Source organism: Vibrio sp. MM46 (genome assembly GCF_027587135.1).
Lineage (GTDB): Bacteria > Pseudomonadota > Gammaproteobacteria > Enterobacterales > Vibrionaceae > Vibrio > Vibrio harveyi.
Genome location: NZ_JAPPTO010000013.1, coordinates 1 through 16,947, shown reverse-complemented (window position 1 = coordinate 16,947; position 16,947 = coordinate 1). Strand labels below are relative to the sequence as shown.

The 16,947-nt window shown below is 45.3% G+C and carries 12 protein-coding genes; 11 read left to right on the top strand and 1 reads right to left on the bottom strand.

Features of this window, described 5'->3' with window-relative positions:
• Positions 1-73 precede the first annotated feature (73 nt).
• From OH459_RS15565 to OH459_RS15525, 9 genes are all read left to right on the top strand, one after another.
• Positions 74-1,258, top strand: a complete 1,185-nt coding sequence (locus OH459_RS15565) for a glycosyltransferase (protein WP_009697755.1) — start codon at positions 74-76, stop codon at positions 1,256-1,258.
• A 10-nt stretch (positions 1,259-1,268) separates the two neighbouring features.
• Positions 1,269-2,441, top strand: coding sequence for a glycosyltransferase family 4 protein (locus tag OH459_RS15560; protein WP_269987618.1), 1,173 nt, complete (start codon positions 1,269-1,271; stop codon positions 2,439-2,441).
• The gene (locus tag OH459_RS15555) at positions 2,434-3,855 is read left to right on the top strand and encodes a lipopolysaccharide biosynthesis protein (protein ID WP_269987616.1); all 1,422 of its coding nucleotides are present in this window, start codon (positions 2,434-2,436) and stop codon (positions 3,853-3,855) included. The genes OH459_RS15560 and OH459_RS15555 overlap by 8 nt, the downstream gene beginning before the upstream one ends.
• The gene (locus tag OH459_RS15550; RefSeq protein WP_039840926.1) at positions 3,852-5,237 is read left to right on the top strand and encodes an O-antigen ligase family protein; all 1,386 of its coding nucleotides are present in this window, start codon (positions 3,852-3,854) and stop codon (positions 5,235-5,237) included. Before OH459_RS15555 ends, OH459_RS15550 begins: the two co-directional genes overlap by 4 nt.
• Before the next feature lie 96 nt (positions 5,238-5,333).
• Positions 5,334-6,458, top strand: a complete 1,125-nt coding sequence (locus tag OH459_RS15545; protein ID WP_269987614.1) for a glycosyltransferase — start codon at positions 5,334-5,336, stop codon at positions 6,456-6,458.
• Positions 6,455-7,882 carry a GumC family protein gene (locus OH459_RS15540; RefSeq protein ID WP_005445897.1) on the top strand — a complete coding sequence of 476 codons (1,428 nt, stop codon included), beginning with the start codon at positions 6,455-6,457 and terminating at the stop codon, positions 7,880-7,882. Before OH459_RS15545 ends, OH459_RS15540 begins: the two co-directional genes overlap by 4 nt.
• 259 nt (positions 7,883-8,141) lie before the next feature.
• Positions 8,142-9,254 (top strand): glycosyltransferase, encoded by a 1,113-nt coding sequence (locus OH459_RS15535; RefSeq protein ID WP_269987612.1) that lies wholly within the window; start codon positions 8,142-8,144, stop codon positions 9,252-9,254.
• On the top strand, positions 9,251-10,450 hold the full coding sequence (locus OH459_RS15530) for a glycosyltransferase family 2 protein (protein ID WP_009697749.1): 1,200 nt from the start codon (positions 9,251-9,253) through the stop codon (positions 10,448-10,450). Before OH459_RS15535 ends, OH459_RS15530 begins: the two co-directional genes overlap by 4 nt.
• Before the next feature lie 10 nt (positions 10,451-10,460).
• Positions 10,461-11,099 (top strand): sugar transferase, encoded by a 639-nt coding sequence (locus tag OH459_RS15525; RefSeq protein WP_026000326.1) that lies wholly within the window; start codon positions 10,461-10,463, stop codon positions 11,097-11,099.
• Positions 11,100-11,128: 29 nt separating this feature from the next.
• On the opposite strand, the gene OH459_RS15520 is transcribed toward OH459_RS15525, so the two are convergent.
• Positions 11,129-11,518 carry an ATP-binding protein gene (locus OH459_RS15520; RefSeq protein WP_029788494.1) on the bottom strand — a complete coding sequence of 130 codons (390 nt, stop codon included), beginning with the start codon at positions 11,516-11,518 and terminating at the stop codon, positions 11,129-11,131.
• A 315-nt stretch (positions 11,519-11,833) separates the two neighbouring features.
• Here OH459_RS15520 and OH459_RS15515 point away from each other — a divergent pair, with 315 nt between their 5' ends.
• Positions 11,834-16,234, top strand: coding sequence for an SslE/AcfD family lipoprotein zinc metalloprotease (locus OH459_RS15515; protein WP_269987609.1), 4,401 nt, complete (start codon positions 11,834-11,836; stop codon positions 16,232-16,234).
• Between the two features lie 206 nt (positions 16,235-16,440).
• Positions 16,441-16,833, top strand: coding sequence for a hypothetical protein (locus OH459_RS15510; RefSeq protein ID WP_017190126.1), 393 nt, complete (start codon positions 16,441-16,443; stop codon positions 16,831-16,833).
• Positions 16,834-16,947: the final 114 nt, after the last annotated feature.

Sequence of the window (16,947 nt, the reverse complement as noted above, 5' to 3'; positions counted from 1 at the left end):
AAACTAATGGCATATTTTGGCATCTCGGTTGCAATAGCTAATTCAAACAGATTGGCTAACCGAGGTAACGACGATGACTACTCCAAAACGCATTCTTTACGTTCATTATGGTGATAACTGGATTCGCGGTAGCGAAGTCGTACTGCTTGACCTCATCACAAACATTGACCACGACCAGTACCAACCGATTGTTTGGTCAAACTGCGAACCTTTGATTGAGAAATGCCAATCTCTAGGCATCAAAGCGGAACATTCAAACTTCAGCCTTGTTGGAGGTTGGAACACGCCTCGCTGGGACATCAGCGGTTGGAACGATTTGATCAAACAAGGCACGGCATTGATCGAAAAGCACAACATTGACCTTGTCCATGTAAACAGTGGTGGTCCGTGCCAATGGATGTGCCTAGCCGCTCGTATGAACCACATCCCTTTGGTGACGCAACTACACTGCCACTACACCTTGCGTGACCGCTTCTCACTGGGTCTACACCTCTCTCCAAAATTGATTTGCGTGAGTAAAGATGTGGGTCACGAGATTCTCAAAGATGGCTACCCAGAAGAACATCTTCATGTCGTTCATAACGGTGTGTCATTGGAGAGTCACGATGCACCCATCAATGTTAAAGATCGTCTGGGTATTCCCCAGCAAGCGTTCACCTTTATTTCGGTTGGATCTCTCATTAAACGCAAAGGCTTTGACCGCTTAATCCAAGCTATGCGTATGCACAACTACCATCAACATAATCCACATTTGGTGATTGTTGGTGATGGTGAAGAACGTGTCGCGTTGAAGCAGTTAGCCATAGATTTGGGTGTGGAGGATCGTGTGCATTTTGTTGGTGAACAACATAACGCCGGAGACTGGATGAAAGGTAACGTAGATGCCTTCATCAGTGGCGCTTACGAAGAGGCGTTTGGTCTTGTTCTTGGTGAGGCGGCACTAGCAAAGCTACCAATCATCGCACCAAAAACAGGTGGCATCCCGGAATTGTTTGAGCACAACCACAGTGCCTTATTGTTCGCCAATCACGGTATGGCGAGTCTGTTAAATGCAATTCAGCAGATGATTCAAGATGCGCCACTACGCAATAAGTTAGCGGAGAATGCGCATCAACACGCGAATCAGCATCTGACGGTTTCTGCTTCAGTCAAAGCGATTGAAGACATTTACCGCGATGAGCTCTTGCAGAGAGAACCAACACCAATGCCCGTCACCCACTGCATGAAACCCATTTCGCGCTGGCTAAACATCAACTAAGGAGCTGACCATGAAACGTGTATTGATGTTTGACGCTATCACAATGCAAGGCGGTTCGAAAATTGCCAACGCCGAGTTGATTAAACAGTGTGACCAACGTGACGTGATTAGCTATATCGCAACGACAAATCCAGAACATTGGATTTCAACACTCAGCTCAAATCCTCGCGTACAGGTATTGAAAATCAAGCGCTCTCCAATCACGTCTCATCATGGTATCGCTTATTGGCTGATGAACTGCTTTTATCTAGTTCAACTGATTCTGGTGACGCTCAAACTACCGAAACTCGATTGGTTTATGGGCTTGTCTTCACCAAACAACGACATGCCCATGTACTTGCTTCGTCTGTTCAATCGCAAACCTATCGTACAAATGGTGCATGGCCCTGTGGGCGTGTCTCGCTCATCTGGCTACTGCTTAGTAAAAGCGGCTGCCATTCATTATCTCGCAAACACGCGCGCCTCTATGATCGATGCTCTTATGGCTTACCTAAAAATGCCTAAGCCAGCCGTTGAACGCTACTGGACAACTCTAAATACTGCATCATTCGTCAATGGTCTTTCTTCAAAGCGCTCACCAAAGCAAGCAAACCCAATTTCTAATCGCGTATTTTGGGCCGCAAGTCTATTGAAATGGAAAAATGTGGATTTATTGCTCGATGCGATGAAACTGGACGACTCATGCCACCTAAATGCAACCATTTGCTACATCAAACCAAACATCGAAGGCGTCGAGTGCTCTGAGCCAGATTTCAATCAATCAAACATTTCATGGCATGAGTCACCAGAGAACCTGGATGAACTTCGCGCACAGTGTGGTGTGTTTGTTTCTACCAGTAACAACGAACCATTTGGGTTGTCGATTTTAGAGGCGTTAGCCGCTGGTATGTGTGTCGTGATTCCTCATGATGACAGTTACTGGGATCGTGTACTAACTCACGGGAAAAACTGCATCAAGTACACACCAAAAGACGCCGCATCTCTGTACAATGCAATTGTCCTGTTGAATGAATCGCCATGGTTGAAAGTGACAATGGGGTTAGAGGCACTGCACGTTGCTCGCTTATATACAGCGGAACGTTGTTACTTCTCTATTACCCAGCAGCTTTGCAAAGATCCATCAAGCAAAGAACAACAAAACGCAAAGAAGCGTGACAACGTCAAAGGATATGACCATGTCTAAAGCCATGACCAACATGTCGTTGTTCGCCATTGCGTTGGTGATCAACAAAAGCATCAGCTTAATTATGCTGCCAGTGCTTCCTCAGTTTCTCTCACCAGAGCAAATGGGCAAACTCGAGTTACTGACCTCTTTTGGTGTCGTTACTGCGCTACTTGCGAGTATGGCAATGCACGAAGCGCTATACCGCTTTGTCGGCGTGGAGAAAGACGGCAAGACGAAAGTGACCATGCTCAACCAGATCTACTCGCTTTCCGTTTGGATTGCGGCGACGATTAGCTTGGTTCTACTGGTTGCGATTTTAGCTGCCCCGATTCCTAGCCCATTTTCTCAGCTTGAATTTATCGTGCTAATGTTCGCAATTATCTTGGAAGGCGCGATTGGTATCGGCACTGCTTGGCTGCGCATGCAAGATGATAAAGCAAAAACTCTTCTCAGCGTGATGGTGACTGCCACCGTTCTTCAAGTGGTGTTCATTGTTGCCGCTCTATTGATTCACCCACACGTCATTTCTGTCTTGCTTGGTGGTCTGCTTGCTGCCGTAATCCAATTTACCTGGTTGCACATTATCAATAAATACAAAGTCGCCATGCCTGACATAGCGATTGCAAAGCAACATCTGCATTACTGTATCCCTGTCATGATGTCTGCGCTGGTTGCGTTTTGCTTGAACGGTGCTGAGCGTTGGTTCATCGGCGCTAATGCTTCACTGGCAACACTTGGGGTGTACGCAATTGCGGTTAAATTTGCCATTGGCATGTGTATTTTGGTTCAGCCATTCGGTATGTGGTGGATGCCACGTCGCTTCGCGTATCTGGAGCGTAATCGTGGTAAAGAAGCCGTTAGGATTTCTCACTTCGGTATGATTTATATTGCGGCACTCACGGTGTTGGTCGCAACGCTTGCCTTCATTATGATCAGCCAGTTTTTACCAGAAACATACCAAGAAGCTGCGCTTTACACATTATCCCTTCTACCAATCGCCATGATAAAAGAATGGAGTGAACTGCTGAACATCGCGATTCTTTACAAACGTCGCACTCGTTGGTTATTAGGAATCAACGTCGTTGCCGCTGGTGTTGCAATTGCTCTTCTGTTTGCGCTTTCTTCCCTTGGTATCTATGGCGTATTCATCGCGCTTTACTATGCCCAACTCACCAAACTGGCGATGACGTTCGTTATTGGACAACAGTGCATGTACCTGCCTTTCCACCTAAGTTTGATGGTCGCATTACAAATCATCTCAGGAGTGGCACTGTTCCTGCTTTACTCTACTCAATCCATCGGAAGTGCGATTGTGATTTGCATTCTGACATGCACACTGTTTGCTGGTATCGCCTTCCGATACATGTCTAAGGAAACACGCAATAATCTTATGATGAGGTTAAGAACGGAAGCAAAAAGAGTGACGTTATGAATGCCACGGATGTGAGACCAACCCAAATCATCGCTGCGACAACCGTTACTGTGGTCATCGCTTTAGCGTGGTTAGTGATGCCGCATCCAATTTTAATTGTCGCAATTTGTTTTGCTCCGCTTGCCATCTTGTTTGTCCTCAACCAAACCTTTTGGCTGGTGACTCTGTTCGTCATCTTCTCTTTCTTTCGAATCCACGAAGCGTTTCCCGTTATCTACAACTTCAAAATTCCATTGTTGTTGTCTTTAGGCGCACTTGGCGCGTTATCTTTTCATCTATTGATCAGTCGTCAGCTATCGGTCTTTTGGCACCCTTCTTTAAAGTGGCTGTTCATCTTTTGGGCGTTAGTCATAATCGGTATTGTGTTCGCCTCTGCGCGCGACATCGCGATTACCGTGTTTAAGAATACGTATTGGAAGATCATTGTGATGACACTGGCGATCACTTGGCTTATCACCACACCCAAACAGCTCGCACAAATGTCAAAAGCAATTATCGTTGCTGGGTTGTTGGTCGGACTCGTTGCACTTTATAACGCCACCAACGGTATTGATATTGTCGAAGGAACGCGTGTGTCGATTGGTCGTTCGTTTGGCTCGGTATTAGGTGACCCCAATGACTTAGCGCTGGTTTTGATGTTCCCCCTCGCCTTTACGGTGAGCCAATTGGTCGAGAAACGATCGTCCATGTGGTTGCGAGGTTTTGCACTGCTCACTTGTATCATCCTGTTTATGTCGATCCTTGAGACACAAAGCCGCGGTGGCTTATTGGGAGCACTGTCAGTCTTCGCCTATTTCGCGTTCAAACACATCAAGAGTAAGGCATTGGTTGTCTTTCTAGGTTTGGTCGCGGCTTTGATTCTTTATGCTGTTGCTGGGATCTCTGGCCGAGCATCGGGTGGCGCGGCAGAAGCCGGTATTGATGCCTCTGCAATGGGACGTTTGTACGCTTGGGAAGCGGCTTTCAAAATGGCACTCGACAATCCGATAACCGGCGTTGGTTTAGAGAACTTCTACTACAACTACTTCTTCTATAGCCCGCATTGGGATGGCATTAACCACGCGGTGCACAGTACTTGGTTTGGTGTACTGGCTGAAACCGGTTTTGTTGGTTTAGCGGTTTTCATTACTCTGATTGTTTCTCTGGTCAAAACGTCATTAAGTTCAATCTCACTTCTGACTGAAAAGTCCCACTTCACGCTTTCTGTAGGTGCAAACGCCGTATTGAGCGGACTTATTGGCACCATAGTGTCGGGGACCTTCCTCACCCAAGGCTTCACTTGGCCGATTTACATACTTGCCGCATTAACTATAGTGATAAATCGCATCGTTCAAACTGATTGTCAAAATGAGAAACCGTCACCCTCTCAAATCAAGAAATAACCTAACCTATTGTTTTAATGAAACTTAGCCCCTTGGCACGCATCATGATACATCTTTGAGTAACAACAACGAATCAATTGGCTCAAGGAGAGAACGATGACAGATATCGTAGTATTTGGAGAAGACTTCGGCGGCTTGCCATCTTCCACTCAACATCTGATAAAGCACCTAGCGAACAACCATCGTATTCTTTGGGTCAACTCGATCGGCTTAAGACAACCAAAGTTCACACCAAAAGACGCTAAACGCCTCGTCACCAAACTGACTGGATCATTCAAACAACAAGACAAGGTTCAAACGCCTTTCGGCCGAGAGGATGTCTCAAACATCCACACCATCACTTTGCTGACGATCCCTGCTCCCAAATCTAAATGGGCACGTAACGTCGCGACGAAAATGATGAAACATCAACTGAGCAAAAAACTGAATGAGCTCGGCTTTCAACATGCCGTTTTTTGGACGTCACTGCCTACCGCTGTGGATATTTGTCGAGAAATGAGTACCAAAGGCATTGTTTATTACTGTGGTGATGACTTTGGCGCACTCGCGGGTGTCGATCATCGAACCATTTTGGAACATGAAGCTGACTTGATTGAGAACGCAGACCTTATTTTGGCTGCCAGCGATAAGCTTGCCGCGGAGCTTCCGCAAGAGAAAACCGTGACTCTACCGCATGGTGTGGACTTCAGTTTGTTTTCAGAGCCAACGGCGAAAGCGCAAGATATGCCAAACAATGGTCGTAAGGTACTGGGTTTTTACGGCAGCCTATCAGAATGGTTGAATTACCGTTTAATAGAACAAGTCGCCGATCAAGCCCAGGATTGGGATTTGGTCTTTATTGGTCCAAATGAATTTCCTTACAACCCGTTGCCACAACGAAACAATATCCATTACCTAGGTCCGCGAGCACATCAAGATTTACCTAGCTACTCACAACATTGGGATGCGAGTTGGCTACCGTTCGTCGATAACGCACAGATTCAAGCCTGTAATCCACTTAAACTATTGGAATACCTCGCCACAGGAACACCGGTCATCAGTACGGCTTTCCCGGCACTTAAGCCCTACCAACACATGTTGCATGTTGTGGCGGATGTGGATGATGTTCGTGCGAGCCTGGATCACTTACTCCCACCACCAGAGGGTTCACTCTCGATCATCCAACAACAAAGTTGGCAGTCAAGAGCACGTCAAGTTGAGCGACTAGTGAGGGCGTTATGAACGATTTAAGAGACAACATCACCTTATTACTGCATGGTGCATGGCGACGCCGCTATCTGATTGTTATTCCTATGCTGGTATTGCCTATCTTAGGCTTTGTCGTCAGTAAAATGATGCCAACGAAATATGTGGCGCACACTAGTATGCTGATTCAAGAAACAGCCAAGATGAATCCATTCCTCGAAGATCTTGCCGTCTCAACCATGCTGAAAGATCGCTTGAGCGCGTTAAGTACCCTATTGAAAAGCCGTCATGTGCTGTATTCGGTTGCTCAAGAACAAGGCTTGATTGATGACACCATGGGACCAAAAGAACAAGAGTCCATCATTAAAGAGCTTGCCAATCGCCTCACGGTGCAACAGCTTGGTAAAGACTTCATTCAAATCCAGTTAACCAGCAGTAAGTCTGAAGGTATGGAAGATATACTTGGCTCCGTCAGCGATCATTTTGTAGAACAACTTCTTGCCCCAGAGCGATCTTCGATTAAAGACTCAAGCCACTTTCTTACCATGCATATTGATAAACGTCGTGAGGAACTGGATAAAGCCGAGCAAGCCTTTGCCGAATACAAAAACGCCTATTCGCACGCAACACCAGAGATGCAGGCACAAAGCCTGACTCGTTTAGCGAGCCTAAAGCAGACATTGGCAGAGAAAGAAGCGGAACTGGCTGGTGTAAAACGCAGCTTAGGTAGCTTGGACCAACAACTTTCTAAGACCAACCCAGTGATTGGTAAAATTGAAGAACAAATCATCGAGATCCGCAGTGAACTAACCCTACTTCGTGCTAAGTACACAGAAGCGCACAGTATGGTCCAAGGTAAATTGCGAGAATTGAATCGCCTAGAACAAGAGCGCGCCGTTCTACTCAACTCAAAACAACCTGAGATGAACAGTAACCAGCTTTGGGATATCGCCAGCACCGCAACGGTAAGCAATATTGGTGATGCGCAACCTCTGCTTGTTTCTCAGCTCCATCAATTGCAAATCATGCGCGGTCGATATGAATCGCTTCAAGAAGAGACAGCGAGTCTGCAAAGCATGATTCAAGAGTTAGAAACCAATGCGAATCGATTTGGTAGCACCGCAACTGAAATCAATCGACTGGCAAGAGATGTGACAGTCAAACGCCAATTGTACGAAGAACTGGTTGAACGTTATGAAATGGCCCAACTCACCGGTTCTTTGGGTGTATTTGAAGAAAATAAACGCGTGAAAGTCATTGATGAGCCTTACACTCCCACAATTCCAGCCAATTTACCCGCTTTTATGTTTGTTATCTTAGGGTTCATTGGTGGTGCTGGATTAGGTATCGGATTAGCAACCATTGCGGAACTGGCAGATAACTCGATTCGCTCACGAAAATCCCTTGAAAAACACTTGGGCGTCCCTGTGATTACCACTATCCCTAAAGTAATCTTCTAGCCAGAATTTTAAATTTCAGTATCATGTGAAGGCACTCGTTCGTTGAGTGCTTTCTCATCCCCATTCCCATTAAATCAAGCAATTAGCTGGAAATTTCTTTCATCCGTTAATTCTGAATTTCAAAATGAGAATATTCTTTTCTCATTTTGATGTTCAGCACGTCCAAATCATTAACTTGTTGTTTTTAATTACTTTAATTTTTGGCACATAGCGTGCACAAGTCAACATGTAGAAAAACAAATATATCGAGGACTCAGGAATGGAAAACTCAGACACTCGAACCTCAACCAAGAACGGCAATGTGATTGTACACGTCGTCCAACATCTCGCCCCCGGCGGATTAGAAACTCTGGTACTAGAGATGCTTCGTTTTGCTAAAGCAGAAGACTCCGTTTTTGTGGTTAGTCTTGAGGGGAACAAAACGGTTGCACTTCGTCATTGGAGTAAGTTGTTGGATTACCGAGACCAACTTTGCTTTCTCGATAAAGCGCCAGGTTTTAGCCTAACCACACTCCGAACATTGAAACATATACTCAAAAGACTCAACGCAAATGTCGTTCATACTCACCATATCGGTCCCTTGCTGTATGGCGGGATTGCGACACGATTGCTAGGCATTAAAACCTTAATCCACACGGAGCATGATGCTTGGCACTTAAACAACCAAAAAGCAGCTAGATTACAAACAGTATTACTCAAGAGTCTTCGCCCCCAAGTTGTTGCAGACGCTGAGTTTGTCGCTGACCAAATAACCAACAAGCTAGGCTATCTTCGAGTCAGCACCATTCATAATGGGATTGATTGTGAAAAGTTCACCAATGGTAATCAAAACCAAGCCCGTGAGCGCTTTTCGCTTCCCACTGATAAGTTCATTGTCGGAACAGCAGGTCGTTTAGAAGCCGTTAAGGGGCAAGAGATCCTAATCAAAGCCTTCTCACATCTACCAACACATACACACCTTGCCATTGCAGGAAACGGTAGCCAAAGAGAGTTATTAGAAGCGCAGGTACGCACTTTGGGACTGGAAGACAGAGTAACGTTCTTGGGCTTGGTTAGTGACATGCCGCACTTTTACCAAAGCTTAAATGTCTTTTGTCTACCTTCACTTCAAGAGGGTTTTCCACTTTCAACCATAGAAGCACAAGCCTGCGGCGTCCCTTGCATTGCCAGTGATGTTGGTGCGGTAAAAGAGACGCTATGCCCACAAACAAGCGCATTGGTTGAGCCAAATAAAGTTCCCGTTCTAGCGGATGCATTGTCACAGCATTTATCAGAAATACCGCGTTCGCCTAGAGCCCATATTCTTAAGCATTTCGATATCCGCAATATGGTTAACCGCTACGCGATGTTAGCTCAAGGAGAGGACTTATGATTGATTTACTTTGGACCACTGGCTTCGTTTTGTCTGCGCTATTAATTGTCTACCATCACGTTGGCTACCCTCTTGTTCTGAACTGGCTTTCAACACGTCGTGAACAGCGCAAGGTAGCGAAGAAAGCAACGGTAAAAGAGCGTTGTTACAAAGCATCCAAAAACGACTGCATCTTACCTACGATGACAATCGTTGTACCTGCCTACAACGAAGAACAATGGATCGCAGAAAAGATCCGAAACCTTGCAAGCCTTGACTATCCGCGAGATAAATTAACGATTGTCATTGCTTGTGATGGATGCACCGACAACACAGCAGAGATAGCACAGAACACCATTCAAGAAGCGATCTGTGCTGACACTTTATTCATCATTCGAGACCACGCAATCAATCGTGGCAAAGTGACGCTCATCAACTCTGAAATGAAAAACATAACCACTGAGATTACCGTCCTTAGTGATGTTTCTGCCCTAGTCTCTTGTGATTCCTTACTGCTAGCGAGCCAACACTATCAAAATGAGAATATCGGTGTAGTCAATGCGACTTATCAAATCATGGCGACACAAAACCAAGGTGAAGCAGCTTACTGGCAGTACCAATCTAATGTGAAATACAAAGAGTCGTTGATTGGCTCAACCATTGGTTCTCACGGCGCGTTCTATACATTTAGAACCAAACTGTTCACGCCGCTCGAACCTGAGATCATTAACGATGACTTCATTTTACCAATGCGTATCGTACTACAAGGTTATGCATCCATTTATGAACCTAGGATGCTGGCTCTTGAGCTAGAAGAAAGCTCTGATAACTCTGACTTCAAACGACGCCTACGCATCTCTGCAGGCAATATGCAGCAGTTCTTGAAACTTAAAAAGCTGCTGTTACCCCGCTATCGTGGCACTGCATTTGCATTTTTATCAGGAAAGGTACTGCGTCTTGCGACTCCTTACCTAATGATCATGTGTTTCGTGAGTTCGTTATTGTTGATGGAATACCCTACGTTTCAAGCTCTACTCGTAGCGCAGTTAGCCGTTTACTCAATCGCTCTCATCACTTATTTAATCCCAGCGTTCAATTTGTTTAAGCCATTCAAGTTGATCAACTACATAGTAGTCGGACACATAGCAAACTTCGCAGGCGGGCTTCGTTATCTTCTAGGAATGGAAAATGGTCGCTGGAAGCGCGTTAATCAATAAGGAAAGTATCATGAAGACTTCACGTTATGACTCAAATATTCATTTAGCAAAACGCGCTTTCGATGTTGTGGTTTCAATGCTTATTTTGCTTGTAGCCCTACCAGTCATGCCAATCATTGCAATGGCAATCATGAGCAACTCAAAAGGACCTGTCATTTATCGTCAGCTTCGTGTGGGTCGTTGTACACCAGACAAGATGGAGCTGTTTGAAATCATGAAGTTTCGCACTATGTATGTCGATGCCGAGCAACGTTCTGGCGCGGTATGGGCTTCAGAGAATGATCCAAGAATCACACCTGTCGGTCGATTCTTACGTAAGACACGCTTAGATGAACTGCCACAGTTATTCAATGTGCTAAAAGGTGAAATGTCGTTGATTGGTCCTCGTCCTGAGCGCCCTGCTTTTTACCAAAAGCTAGAAGATGAGATTCCTTACTTTGTTGAACGCACTTACGGTGTTCTACCAGGCATCACAGGATTAGCACAAGTCAATCAAGGCTACGACTCATGTATTGAGGATGTTCGCCGTAAAGTCGGCTTCGACCACAGCTACGCATTGAGCCTAAGCTCATTTTACTCGTGGATTTCGATGGACATCGCCATTATGAGCAAAACACTGGTTGTCATGATCGATGGCAGGGGTCAGTAGTATTCTTGAGACCAAAAGAGGTTAAAACGTTATTCTTGCCATTGGCGACGCATGTTTTCTATCGTCGCTGATGGCACATCATGAATGCTTTGATATTGCTCACGACACACCTGCACTTCCACTTCAATTTGCTTTTTCTCACAATACTTTAGGTAGCGCTTCATTTCCCAGTGACGAACAAAGGTATTGCTGACAATCACCACCTTACCTTTATTAAGCCACTTACGGGTTTGTTGAAAACACCATTCATGGGCATCCGCTAGCTTGGTACCATCAAAAACGTATTCTCCAATTTCATTCTCAAAATACATGTCAGCTTCAAAGTGTTTCGCTTTGAGCTGTTTGGACAATTTCTTAGCAAGCGTTGTCTTTCCAGAGCCTGGTAAACCACGAATAAGAAGGAGTTTTGCGTTGGTCATGATCGGATGATTTCAGTGAAAAACCAGCAAACTGTACGCTATTTTTGCAGAAAAGAAAGTCCAACTAACCACTAGGCTTATTCATTCTGTGAATCCCACCCTCAGTTGTGAAAATTTGTTCAATACAAAGCTAATCTTTTTGTTCCCTACTGCCGCTTTTAAAACTAGAATGCGCGCGCATTTATCGAGCCCTAAAAACTTACTAAAAGTTAATTACTTAACAGCATAATCTCGATAGCTTTGAGCTTTAAAATAAAGCAACTCTCAACCAACTCGCCATCCAAATGACGATGGTACTTCATAAGGGTTTAGTCTTTGAAACGAAGTCTTCTTTCAATCCTTGTCGCTTCGCTGCTGTTTGGCTGCGGTGGCGATGAAAGCAACAACTCAACAAATACCACGCCACCGACTGTTGAACCTGATTTACCGCCAGATCAACCAGATATAGGTGTAACCACGTATCAAGGTAAACTGTTTATTCATAGTAAACAGTTAACCGGTGATCTTGAGTGTGATGATCAGGATATCAGTGAGTCAGGCTACTTCACTTATACCGCTTCTGAAGGCACATTCACCTGTCAATTCGGTGGTATTACTCTAGGTACGTTCAACTACCTAGTGCCAGAACAAACACGTGAAGGTTCACAACCATCTGAGTTAACTCAAGCGTATGATCTTAAAGATGTGCTAGGTAAACACGCAAGTAATGCTACTAAGCTGTTAAACAAGATCGACACATGCCCTACTCAAGATACACAAGTGTGTTTAGATGAAATCAACAGCTACGATATCCAAGACCTGTATCTAAGCGAAGATCAAGCGGCGATTGATGAGTTTCTCAATCCAAGTGTCGCGAATGAAGGTGAGCAACCAAGCGCACACGTTGATCCAGAGCTTCAGCCAGAAGTTACCCCAGGTGCAAGTAACAACTTAACCGGGTCGTTTGTTTCTGCCAACGCCGAAGCAACTTATGAATACAAACCAAGCGCTGCAAACAAGCCACTAACGACAAGTCGCATGACGGACTCGCAAGGGCACCCCCTTGCCGGTGTTGAGTTCTTCAGCCACTCTGCACGTGGTATGACAGATGCAAACGGCGAGTTTGAATACCTATGGGGCGAGAACCTGATCTTTGGTATCGATACCTTCACACTCGGGCAAGTTAAAGGTAACAAGGTAAATTACCAACTTGCGGATTTAAGTGACAATCCGTTGGTAAAACAAAACCTAGAGGCGTTTGTTCGTCGTTATGGTATTCAGACTGGCAGCAACATTGAGATCAACGATAACGTTCGTCAGGTATTTGCGCAGTACCCTAACGTAATCAATGAACTGATCAACCTTAGCTTACCAAACGGCGCAAAGATTGAAGGTACTAACTTCACGACGCCAAACGAGTTTGCTGCACAGTTTAGCCAAGGTTTAACGCAGATCATCGATGGACAGTTGAAACAAGCACCACAGTGGTCAGGCTTTGCGGCACCTATGTTGCGTACCGTTCGCGCTACAGGGAGCAATTATGTAACGCAATCTCTGCATCAAATTTATGCAGGCGTGGATAGCGTGCACATCTTCCATGATAACCATGGTTGGGGCGGTTCTGGTTATACGCGTGCAATGCGTAACTTCAACCTAACCAATGAAGCATTCCCTGTGCTAATGCCACGTAATGACAACAGTTACTGGCTTCCTTTTGGTGAAGAGGCCGCTTGGACACGTGGCTCAGGTAAAGACAAGAAAGCTTACATCGTAGATGCGACGACCATTGATGAGACATCGACGGTCAAGATGCTGCGTCCGGAAAAAATCTCGAAACAAACAGCGACCTTCAATTTACCAACCATGACCGCGGGTATGATTGGTTCAGGTAAAGTAGTGTTCTTGGGTAACGCGATGTACACCTCTATTTTCTCGTGTCCAGAAAACTACTGGGCAGGCGCAGATTTGGGCATTGATAGCGAGAAACAAACATGTCGCTACAGCACACCACACAACCAAGTTGCTCAAGACGCAGATACTCGTACCGACAACGGCAGCATGCAAAAGATGTTCGGCAACTTGATCAATTGGCTAGTACCAAACGCATCACAGGATTCGATTGCCATTGCAACGAACATCAGCAAAGGGCACGCTTTCCGTTGGGACCGTAAAGAGGGTCAAATCTACGACTTCTTCGTTAACCCAAGCTACCAACTTGGTGATATGGAATTGCTAAATAGTGGTTCATTCAGCACTCTTGATGCAACGACGACTCCGCTATTACTGCTTCAATCTTATGAGATTAAAACCGATGGCTACGATACTAAGTCCGTCGTTTCTGATATTCAACAGCCTAAGTTGGATGCAGATGACGTCACAGCGCTGATCGAATATGTAAACAACGGCGGCAACATCATCTTCTTTGATGCTCTAGAGGCAAGTAATCCTGAGCCTATCGCTCGTTTAGCTGATGCCGCTGGCGTCTCTGTAGGTGGTGCAAACGTTGCGAAGACCTTCCAGTCTCTTTGTTCAGATAGCTATTGGTGTCATAGTACATCGGGTCCAAACGTCCCTAACCTACACACAGTGGCGGAATTCGATCTTGTGGTTTATGAGCGTTATGCCGATACCACAAAAATTGAAATCAATGACAATGGCACCGTCACATGGCCGGGTAATATCGACATGCCAACGCTTGAGATTCCGTTGTACAAGGTAACTGTTGGCGACCAAGAGCAACAGCGCTATGCCTTCCACATGGTGAAATCTGAGCAAGAGAAACAAACAGCCATCGCGGAACTGCAAAAGAACTTCCCTGGCGTGCCATTGTGTAAGAACGAATACCAATACGAAGTTAACTGTATTGAAGTACGTAAAGGTCATGGTATTCCGAGCCGAGGTAACCACCACCGTCCTGACTTCACTCGCTACGAAATGAGTCCTGAAGTCGTCGATAGTATGGTCAAGGCTGCAAACCTAGGTGCAAACATTGATCGCTTATTCTCTCACGAGCTTTACTACCGTAGTAAAGGTGAGATTGGTGAACGCTTGTCGCAAGCGGAGTTAACATCAACTTACGACAACCTATCAGTTTGGCTATGGAATGACGAACAGTACGAGTATAAACAGGACGTACAAGACGAGCTTGGCTTCAAACGCGCAGTCGAAATACTGAACTGTTACACCAATAACACTCACCAAGGCGGAAGTGCATGTGGGCAAGAGACACAAGAGCAGTTAGCTAAATGGTCAATGATTACAGAATCAGGCGAACTTAACCCTTCTTACCCACTAAACTGGATGGAAAAACCGTTAACTCGCATGATGCTAGGTCGCTCATACTGGGATTTAGACATCAGTGTTGATACGACAGGCTACCCAGGTCGACCATTGCAATCTGGAAGTTCGGCTAGTGTCGATATTCACACTAACAACAAAACCGTAATTGGCACCGCTGGCAGTATGCAATCGACAGGTTTGTGGGCTCCACAACTTGAAAATGTGACGATTTCCGGGGGCGTAAAAGCTTCGATTAACGTGGCGTTAGTTGATGATCTGACAGGGCGCGCGAATCATGAGTTGAGTTTGAAACGTCCACCTCGCGTTCAGAAGACCTTCCAGTATGACGGGGCGCAATTAACCTTTAAAGTCCCTTATGGTGGTTTGATTTACATCCAGCCTCTTGAAACAGCCCAAGGTGACGTGGTGACATTCAACTTTAACGGCGTACTACAAGCATCTTGGTGGAAAGATGGCAAATGGGTAAACAACATCAATGCTGACGTACCACTTGCCGAAATCGATTCTGGTCATTTCATCTACACCACTCCTGTCAACAACGTACAGGAAACTGATGTACCTAAATTCGCTGATGAACTGAATGCCTTCGCAAATCATGCAAGCGACTTTTACGGACGCGATCAGGTGACGGAAGATGGCAAGCATCGTCGATTTACCTATGATGCTCTCTTAGCGAACCGACACCGCTTTGTGAATGATGTGCAAATCTCTGTTGGTGCAGCACACTCTGGTTACCCAGTACAAAGCAACAGCTACTGGCCGACATGGACAGTGGTTCCAACGAACCCAACGAATGATTGGTTGCTATGGCACGAAGTGGGCCATAACTTAGCATCAGCACCATTTATGGTAGCTGGCTCAACCGAGGTGACCAACAACATTCTTGCGTTATACATGCAGGAGCAACGCGAAGCGAAGCCATACATGGACCGCATCGCAAGTGACTTATCTAAGTCACCTCTATGGCTAGACCGCTTTGAAGGTCACGCTTGGAGTGAGGCAGATGTCGGTATGCGCTTAGCCATGTTCGGTCAGTTGAAGCTTTGGGCAGAAGATCACTTTAACATCGACACTTGGTACTCTAATCAAGCATCTAAACCAAGCATTTTTGGTGAAGATCAGGGTTGGAACTTCTTCAAGTTGGCTCACCGCAAAGCTCGTGGTGACAGTGTTGGTGACCAGGGTATTAACTACTGTTCAACGCAGAGTAGCCAGTTAAGTCAAGGCGATTTGCTGATGGCGTGTACGTCTTATTTAACCCAGTACGATTTGACGGATTACTTCCGCAAGTGGAATCCATCAGAAACTAAAGCCAACTTACCAAATGGCAGTGTTGATTACTCTGGTGGCTTAACACAAGCAGGCTTCAACGCCGTAGCGGCAATGAAACTACCAAAAACAGACAAATCCCCTTCTGAGTATTTGTCCGTTAAGTAAACCGCAGTAAATCAAAAGCCGACAGAATTCGACTCTGTCGGCTTTTTTTGTTCATCGCACTTTTAGTGCTCAAGCGGGATTACCCTGTACGGACTTGCTTCTCAAGATAACCAATTCACGAAAATTTACATATCCCGTTGTAATCAGATAAGAAAAACCGCGGTCTGCCATTGAGAACTTATTCGTTACTCTTTAAAGGACTCCAAATGAAAGAAACACTGCCACTTAAATTAGGACTAGGATTATTAGCATTGCGATTAAGTATCGCCTTGGTGTTTATTATGTGGGCACTAGATAAAGTCTTTGTTCCAGAACACGCAATGAAAGTATTTGCCGGCTTTTATGGTTTAGACATTTCAAGTGGAATCTCTGTCGCGATGGGGCTTGCCCAATTAGTATTTATTGGGATTTTTGTCGCTGGCTTATGGAAAAATATAACCTACCTCGCCATTTTAGTTTTACATGCTGGCTCAACCTTTTCTTCGTTTGCTAAATACCTAGACCCATTTAACAACCTGCTGTTCTTTGCTGCGTGGCCAATGCTCGCAGCTTGCTTCGCGTTGTACCTGCTTCGAGAGCATGACATCTACACTTTGTAGTAAAACACAGAAAACGCCAATAAAGGCTTATACCTGACTGAAAACAAAAAAGGTCTAGCATTACGCTAGACCTTTTTTTCATACCTTCAGTTGGTTTGATTACATATCTTTAAG